General features: G+C 72.3%; 5 protein-coding genes and 1 pseudogene. 4 read left to right on the top strand and 2 right to left on the bottom strand.

The features are described 5' to 3' along the window. Positions 1 to 73: 73 nt before the first annotated feature. Both ACWD3D_RS29370 and ACWD3D_RS29375 read left to right on the top strand, forming a co-directional pair. Positions 74 to 1,729 (top strand): annotated as a pseudogene (locus tag ACWD3D_RS29370) (glycoside hydrolase family 3 C-terminal domain-containing protein); the annotation flags it as partial. 23 nt (positions 1,730 to 1,752) lie between these two features. Continuing rightward, positions 1,753 to 2,793: a LacI family DNA-binding transcriptional regulator gene (locus ACWD3D_RS29375; protein ID WP_451463797.1), complete on the top strand. Its 1,041-nt coding sequence runs from the start codon at positions 1,753 to 1,755 to the stop codon at positions 2,791 to 2,793. A gap of 131 nt (positions 2,794 to 2,924) precedes the next feature. Here the strand turns inward: ACWD3D_RS29375 and ACWD3D_RS29380 are convergent, their stop codons facing one another. Further along, a complete protein-coding gene (locus ACWD3D_RS29380; protein WP_451463798.1) occupies positions 2,925 to 4,040 on the bottom strand; it encodes a DUF1996 domain-containing protein in 1,116 nt (371 codons plus the stop codon). Between the two features lie 88 nt (positions 4,041 to 4,128). Further along, a complete protein-coding gene (locus ACWD3D_RS29385; protein ID WP_451463799.1) occupies positions 4,129 to 6,312 on the bottom strand; it encodes a discoidin domain-containing protein in 2,184 nt (727 codons plus the stop codon). A gap of 357 nt (positions 6,313 to 6,669) precedes the next feature. On the opposite strand from ACWD3D_RS29385, the gene ACWD3D_RS29390 reads away from it, so the two are divergent. Further along, the gene (locus tag ACWD3D_RS29390; protein WP_451463800.1) at positions 6,670 to 7,077 is read left to right on the top strand and encodes a hypothetical protein; all 408 of its coding nucleotides are present in this window, start codon (positions 6,670 to 6,672) and stop codon (positions 7,075 to 7,077) included. 181 nt (positions 7,078 to 7,258) lie between these two features. Further along, a complete protein-coding gene (locus ACWD3D_RS29395) occupies positions 7,259 to 8,167 on the top strand; it encodes a prephenate dehydratase (protein WP_451463801.1) in 909 nt (302 codons plus the stop codon). Positions 8,168 to 8,181: the final 14 nt, after the last annotated feature.

Here is an 8,181-nt window from a genome sequence, read left to right on the forward strand (position 1 = left end):
CAGGTCGGGCAGACCGACACCGACATCGTCTTCGCCGCCGGCACGACGGACGCCCTCTCCACCCTGGACCGACCGGGTGGGCGCACTCCACCGCGCGACCCCGGCGAAGCCGACGCCCCTGCCGAAGACGGCCGAGCACGCGGAGGCCCCGGACACCCTGCTGCGGCGCGCGGTCGCCGCCGGATGCGTGCTCCTCGGCAACCGGGGCGTGCTGCCCCTGGACCCGGCCTCGCTCACCTCCCTCGCGGTGATCGGCGCGCAGGCCGCGGACCCCCGGGTGCAGGGCGGCGGCAGCGCCGGCGTCCACCCCCGGCACGTCTCCACCCCGCTCGACGCCCTCCGTGACGCTCTTGGAACCACCGTCCGGCTCGCGCACGCGCCGGGACCCGCCCTGGGCGCACCCCCCTTCCTCGGCGGCCCCGGCTGCCAGGACCCGCGCGACGGCCGGACCGGCGCGCTGCTGCGGGTGCTCGACGCGGACGGCGCCGAACTGTACGCGGGACACCGGGAGTCCGGCCGGCAGATCGAGCCCCCGCTGCCGCCCGGCGCGCACACCGTGGAGATCAGCGCCCGGCTGCTCCCCGGCGTCGGCGGCACCTGGACCTTCGGCGTCGGGGGATTCGGCCGGATGGGCCTCACCGTCGACGGGACGCCACTGGTCGACGGGGTGTTCCCGCGCGAGACCGACGACCCGGCCGTCGTGCACGTCAACCCGCCGAGCCGGTACGGGGAGATCGCCCTGACCGGGGGCCGGGCCGTCACGGTCGTCGCCCGCCGCGAACTCGCCGACGGCACCGGCCGCGCCACCCTGGTGACGGCCGCACCGCCGATGCCCGACCGCGCGGACGCCCTGGCGGAAGCGGTGGACGCCGCCCGCGCGGCGGACGCCGCCGTTGTGTTCGTGGGCACCACGCAGGACAGCGAATCGGAGGGCCACGACCGGACCACCCTCGCGCTCCCCGGCGACCAGGACGAACTCGTCCGCGCGGTGATCGCCGCCCAGCCGCGTACCGTCGTCGTCGTCAACTCCGGCGGCCCGGTGGAGATGCCGTGGCGCCGGGAGGCACCCGCCGTCCTGCTGGCCTGGTTCCCCGGCCAGGAGGCCGGAGCCGGGCTGGCGGACGTGCTGTTCGGCGCCGCCGAACCGGGCGGCCGGCTGCCGACCACCTGGCCCGCCCTCCTCGCCGACGCCCCCGTCGGTGAAATCCGGCCGGTGGACGGCGTGCTGCGGTACGCCGAGGGCCCGCACATCGGCCACCGGGCCTGGCTGCGCGAACACCGCACGCCCGCCTACTGGTTCGGTCACGGACTCGGATACACCGCCTGGGAGTACGAGAGCGCGTCCGTGTCCCCGGGCGCGGCGACCGCCGACGAGGAGACGGCGTTCACCGTCTCCGTACGGCTCCGCAACACCGGCGCGCGTGCGGGCCGGGAGGTCGTGCAGGTGTACCTGGCCCGGCCCGGCTCGGCGGTGGAACGCCCCGTGCGGTGGCTTGCCGGATACGCCCCGGTCGAAGCGGGCCCCGGCGAGACCGTCGACGTCGCCGTACGCGTACCGCACCGTGCCCTGCACCACTGGTCTCCCGAGGAGCACGGCTGGCTCACCGAGCCGGGTACGTACGAGGTGTACGCGGGCTCCTCCGCCGGGCGGCTGCCCCTGACCGCCTCCGTGGAGATCCGCGACACGGGAGCCGGCCCCTTCGCCGGAGAGCGCTTCCCCGGCCGCTGACCGCCCGCCGGTAAGGTACCGGCATGACGAGACGCGCTCCCAGGCTCGAAGACGTCGCGCGGGAGGCGGGCGTCTCCCGCGCCACCGTGTCCCGCGTGGTCAACGGCATCCGCAACGTGGACCCCGCCATCCAGGACGCGGTGCGCGACGCCATCGCGCGGACCGGCTACGCCCCCAACGGTGCCGCCCGGGCCCTGGTGACCCGGCGGGCCCAGACCCTGGCCCTGGTGGTCTCCGGCGCGGGGGACGATTCCGAGGACGGGCAGAACGTCTTCGCCACCCAGGCGCTGGCCGACCCCTTTTTCGGCCGGGTCGTCAGCGGGGTCGTCGGCTTCCTGCGGCCCCGCTCGATGTACCCGGTGCTGATGTTCGCGGAGACGGACGCCGCCCGGCGCGACGTGGTGGAGTACCTCCGGCAGGGCCGGGCCGACGGCGCGCTGATCTTCTCCACCCACGCCGAGGACCCGCTGCCCGCCCTGCTGGCGGCCGAGCGGCTGCCCTGCGTACTCTTCGCCCGCCCCGGGGTCCCGGCCCCCGTGACCTATGTGGACCTGGCACACCGGGACGGCGCCCGACTGGCCGCCGAACACCTGCTGGCCCGGGGCTGCCTGCGCGTCGCCACCATCACCGGACCGCTCGACCTGCCGGCCGCCCAGGACCGGCTCGCCGGGTTCCGGGAGACGATGGAACGCCACGGCCAACCGTACGTACCCGTCGCCGAGGGCGGGTTCACCGCCGACAGCGGGGCCTCGGCCCTCCGCCGACTGCTGCGCGAACACCCGCTGATCGACGGGGTGTTCGCCGCCAACGACGTGATGGCCAGGGGAGTCTGCGAGGCTTTGCGGGAACTCGGCCGCAGAGTCCCCGAGGACGTCGCGGTCGTCGGGTTCGACGACTCCAGCGCCGCGCTCGCCGCCGAACCTCCGCTCACCACGGTCCGCCAGCCGATGGAGGAGATGGCGGCCAGAATGGCGTGCCTGCTCCAGGAGGAGATCGAGGGGACGCGGACCGAGCCCACCGCCGTCATCTTCGACCCGGAACTCGTCGTGCGCGCCTCCGCGTAGGCACGAGGCGGAGGCGCGGGACCCGCCCCGACCCGGTCCGTCCCGTGACGGGGCGGAAACGGGACGGACCGGGGGCTCACGGGTGGAGCGGACCGGGGCCCGACCGGAGGAACGGGCCGGTCGGCGCGCTCCTACGGCAGGCGGTAGTCCGCGTTCAGCGCGGCACCGGCCTCCGGGTGGTTCTGGTCCCAGCCACGGGCGTCGCACTGCAGGCCACCGACGATGCAGTGGTCCACCATCGCCTTGAGGGTCGGCTCGTTCCACGCGTTGAAGAAGTCGTAGTGGAACGAGTAGCCGCGCCCGCTCGCCAGCCTGACCTGCGACATGTCCCCGCTGACGGGGAACGCCATCTTGAACTCGACCATCGGCAGGGCCACCGGGTGGTCGGCCGGGCAGACGTTGTCGTTGGTTCCGGGCTTCACGACCGGATACGCCATGTGGGCCTGGTGGTTCGGCGTGTCCAGGTGCAGCCCGTCCCAGCAACTGGGCGCCTGCATACGGATGTTGAGCTGGCTACCGGCCGGGCACGTGGCGGGGAAGTCGATGTTCCCGAAGGACTCCCCGCACTCCCAGCCCTCCACCCAGCCCTTGAGCGCGCGGAACTGCTCCGCGCTCTGCAGCGGACTGCCCACGACGTAGCGCAGCCCCTTGGGGAAGGGGCGGACGCTGGTGTAGTCGGTCACGCCCGCCTTGTAGTAGATGACCTGCGGACCGGTCGGCAGGATCTTGGTGTCGCCCTTGAAGAGGGACGGCATCCAGTACGCCGAGGAGTCGCCGGGCACCTTGCAGGTGGTGTTGCCGCCGTACAGCGAGGCGGTCACGGATTGGGCGTTGGTCGTCGTGTTGCCCATGAACGTGTGGTCGTGGGACGCGCCGGCCTGGCCGGGGAAGACGATCGGGTCGTCCGGCGCGGTGTGGGTGACCGAACAGTTGGCCTGGAACTCGTGGAAGTAGCGCGGCGTCGGCGTCCCCCACGAGGGGGTCACACCGGTGACCGGCGGGACGGCGGGGATGTAGCCGTCCCCGTCCACGTCGTCCGCCGAAGCGGCCGAAGCGGCTGCGGCGACGTGCCCCATGTGGGGCGAGCCCGCCGTGCCCGCGCCCGCCGCGACGGTGGCGGACGACGCGTCCGGCGCGCCCGCGGTCAGGGTCGATCCGACGCCGAGGAGGGTGGCGGCCAGGGCGGTGCCGACCAGCACCGCCGAAAGCCTTCTCGCGGCGCCGTTCTTGTTCTTCGTGCCTTTCATGGAGTGCCTCTCCGCTGGAGGGGGGTGGGATGCCGCCGGTGCCGGTCGGGCACCGGCGGCACGGAGGAGGGGGTGCGGAGCCCGTACGTCAGGCGTACACACCGATCTCGTGCAGCGAGTAACCCCAGCCGGTGCCACGGGCCTTGAGGGCGAGGCGGACGTAGCGTGCCGACTGGCCGAGGGCGACGGTGTCGATGTCGCCGTTGCCGGTGGTGGTCGTGTAGACGGTGCGCCAGGTGGCGTTGTCGTCGGACAACTGCACCTCGTACGAGGAGGCGAAGGCAGGGTCCCACTGGAGCTGGAGGGTCCGCAGAGCGGTGCGCGCGCCCAGGTCGACCTGGATGGACTGCGGGTCGCTCCAGTCGCTGGCCCACCGGGTGACCGGGTTGCCGTCGACCGCGTTGGCCGGGGTGCACGGGCAGTCGCCGTACGAGGCCTGCGAGGAGGAGGCCGTGGCCGGCTTGTTCAGCGCCACGTTGGTGCCGTCCACCGGCGGCGCGACGACCTTCACCGACTTCGTCTCGAAGCCCGCGTTCCCGTGGCCGTCCTCCGCCCGGATGTAGACCTTCCAGACGCCCAGCTTCTCGGGCGCCGTCACGGCGAAGGTGCCGTTCCCGGTGGACCGCCACGCGGCCTCCACCAGCCCCTTGTCACCGTTGGCGTAGTTGCCGCTGAGGAAGATCTTGTACGTCACCGGGTCGTTGTCCGGGTCGCGGACGTCGGCGTGGACGGTGAACTCCTTGCCGGCCGGGGCCGCCGAGGCCGGTGAGACGGTCATGTTGCTGATCACCGGCGGCGTGTTGTCCCCGGCGGTCGATCCGGCGTACGCCTGCTTCACCGCGTAGTACGAGAGCCGCTTGAAGCCGCCGGGCAGCAGGTTGAACCAGATTCCGCCGAAGTCGTGCTCGGTGCCGTAGTGGAACATCGTGGCGCCGAGCGCCACACCCCGGTGGGCGGTGACGCAGTTCCACGCGTTGGTGTAGCCGGCGGCGGTCTGTACGTCGGTCTTCTGCTCGGGGATGCCGTTCGCGTCGTTCGCGACCTCCCACTCACCCGCCGGACCGGTCTCGGTGATGATGTAGGGCTTGGTGTAGCCGCCCGCCACCCAGTCGCGCTGCACGTTGCAGACGTCGCCGTACGAGTTCATCGCGTACAGGTCGAGGTCGGGCGCGTTCCGCTTGTAGTACGGCCAGGCACCGGTCCACGCGTCGGTGGAGGTCACCGGGTGGTCCGGGTCGATCGAGTGGATCTTCTTCGCCACGTCGTTGACGAAGGTGGTGTACGCGTTGCGCTGCGCCTCCAGCTCCGTACCGCTGTAGCAGTTCTGGAGACCGAGGACCGACTCGTTGCCGACGTTCCACATCAGGGTCGCGGGGTGCGACTTGTAGGCGTCGACCCACTTCGCGAACTCCGTCAGGGAGTTGTTCTTGTAAGTGGTGTCCGTGACGTAGTTGACGCAGCCGCCGCTGCCCGGGCCCCCGCCTGGCTGGAGCCAGAAGCCGTTGATGATCCGGATGCCGTTGGCCGCCGCCGCGTCGAGCAGCGGCTTGGTCGAACCGTCGGTGCCCCAGGTGCGGATGGTGTTGACGCCCATGGACTTCACGTCCGGCAGGTACTTCGGCGAGTCGGCGACGGACGGGCCCCAGGTCAGGCCCTTCACGGTGTACGGCTGGCCGCCCACCTGCAACTGCCAGTTGCCCTGCGAGCCGGTCACCTTCACCGCACCGCCGGTGGCCGGCGGGGGAGTGGTGCCGGCGCTGCCGTAGACCTGGAACTCCCAGAGGGAGTAGCCGTATCCGCCGGACCGCTCGGTGCCGAGCATCCGGACGTACCGGCCGGAGCCGGAGAGGGTGAGATCGTCCGTGCCGCCGTCGCCCTGGGTGACCGTGCGCAGGCTCCGCCAGTCGGTGCCGTTGTCGGACGCCTGGATCTCGTACGACTTGCCGTAGGCGCCCTCCCAGGTCAGGACGGCCCGGCTGAGGCTGGCGGTGGCGCCGAGGTCGACCTGGATCCACTGCGGATCGCTCCACTGGCTCGCCCACCGGGTGCCCGTGAGGTTGCCGTCGACGGCTGCGGCGGCGGAGTAGCCGTCGCCCTCCTGCGAGGAGGCGGTGGCGGTCCGGCCCTGGGACAGCAGGGTGTCGGCGGCCGTGGCGCCCGGCGCCGCGAGGAGGGTGAGCGAGGACGCGACGAGGGCGCCGAGGGCGGTGAGGGAGACGAGTCGGCGGCCGGGTCGTGGACGGCCGGAACGGGCGTGGGGTGATCTGAACACGTGGGCTCCTGGCGGGTGCTGAGGGAGGACCGGCTTCCCGTGGCCGGTCTTGGAGAGCGCTCTCCCGAGAGTGTCGCCGGGGGTGTGTCCCTGTCAATGAGTGCGCGCGACCTCTGTGCCGTTGGACGTTGTCACGAGGGGCAAATCCGATCGGGTGCGGCATTCGGTGCACGTCCGGGTGAACCATGAGGGATCGGTGGGCGCGGACACGCGACCGCCCGGGGTGGGGTGCCCCCCGGGTGAGCGGGAGCTCGCGCGTGCGGGAGGCTGGTGCTCCGACCGACCGGTCGCCCTGCGCGGGCCGCTCGGCGACAGTCCGTGGGTCGGCCCCGGCCGACCTGAAAGGGGGTGGCATCGATGGTTCTGATGGTGATCGTTTTTGCTCTTCTCGTGCTGGGGAACGCCTTCATGACCTGGAAGGCCGTCCAGCTCTGGCGAGATCCGGACGTGGCCGACTCCGTGACCGCCGTTCTGCCGTTCGGGCCTGTCGTGCGGAGGGGAGAGGTGCGGTCGGCCGGCATCACCACGGCCGCCCTGTGGGGCGTGGTGGTGGTGTTCCTGATGGGGTCGTTCGACGGTCCGGTGGCTTCGTGGAGCGTTGCCGCGGGGGTGCTGATCATCCTGGCCTCGGCGCTCTGCGAGGTGTGCGTGATCCTCTTCAACGCCCCGAAGTTCGCCGTGCCGCCGCACATGCGGGCCGAGCCCGGAGTCTTCGCGGCGCGCCGAGCGCGCAGGGCGGAGGGCAGGCGGGGGGCCGGTGCCTGAGGGCACCCGGCTCCTCGGTGCGAACCCGGCGCGAGCCCGGCCAGGTGTACCGGACCTGGCCGGGCCACCGAACCCGGTGTGCCCGGACCGCTCCCGTACTCCGATACTGCTTGCATGCGGTGACGCGGGGAGGACTCCGTGACCCGCGACGGACAGGCTCCACGGTGGAAGGCAGAACAAGGTGACGATCGTCGCATATCAGGGGGAACCGGGCTCCAACTCGGCGACCGCCGCCCACGCGTTGTACCCCGGCTGCGGTGAAGTGCCCTGTACGGGATTCGAGCAGGCGCTGGACGCGGTGACGCTCGGTACCGCCGATGTCGCGGTGATCCCCGTGGACAACTCCGCCGCGGGGCGCGTCGCCGACGTGCACCACCTGCTGCCGGAGTCGGGTCTGTTCATCGTCGCGGAGTACTTCCTCGCGATCCGCTTCGACCTGATGGGCGTCCCGGGCTCCTCGATCGATCAGGTGGAGTGCGTACGCAGCCATGTGCACGCGCTCGGCCAGTGCCGCAAGCTGCTCCGCGAGGGCGGCTGGCGCACCCACGTCAGCGACGACACCGCCGGCTCGGCCCGCGAGGTCGCGGAGCTGGGCGACCCCCGGCACGCCGCGCTCGCGCCGCCCGCCGCGGCCGAGCTGTACGGGCTGGAGGTGCTGCGGTCCGAGGTGGAGGACGACCCCGAGAACACCACCCGCTTCGTGGTGCTCTCCCGTGACGCGGGACCGTGGCCGGAGGCGGACGGCACCACGATGACCAGCCTCTTCTTCTGCGTACGCAACATCCCCAGCGCGCTCTTCAAGGCGCTCGGCGGATTCGCCACCAGCGGCGTCAACCTCACGAAGATCGAGAGCTACCAGATGAGCGCGGGGCTCAGCCCCAGCCGCTTCTACGTGGAGATCGAGGGGCACCCCGACGAGCCGCACGTCGCCCTCGCCCTGAACGAACTGCGGTTCTTCTCCTCCGAGGTACGGGTCCTCGGGGTCTACCCCGCGCACGCGCACCGGCTGGCGCCGACACACGCTGGTGCGCGTCGTCCGCGACCATCCCGTAGACCAGGACGAAGTACGCCGGGGCGAGACCGAAGCTGATGAGGTCGGAGAGG

The sequence above is a fragment of the Streptomyces sp. NPDC002690 genome (genome assembly GCF_053592415.1).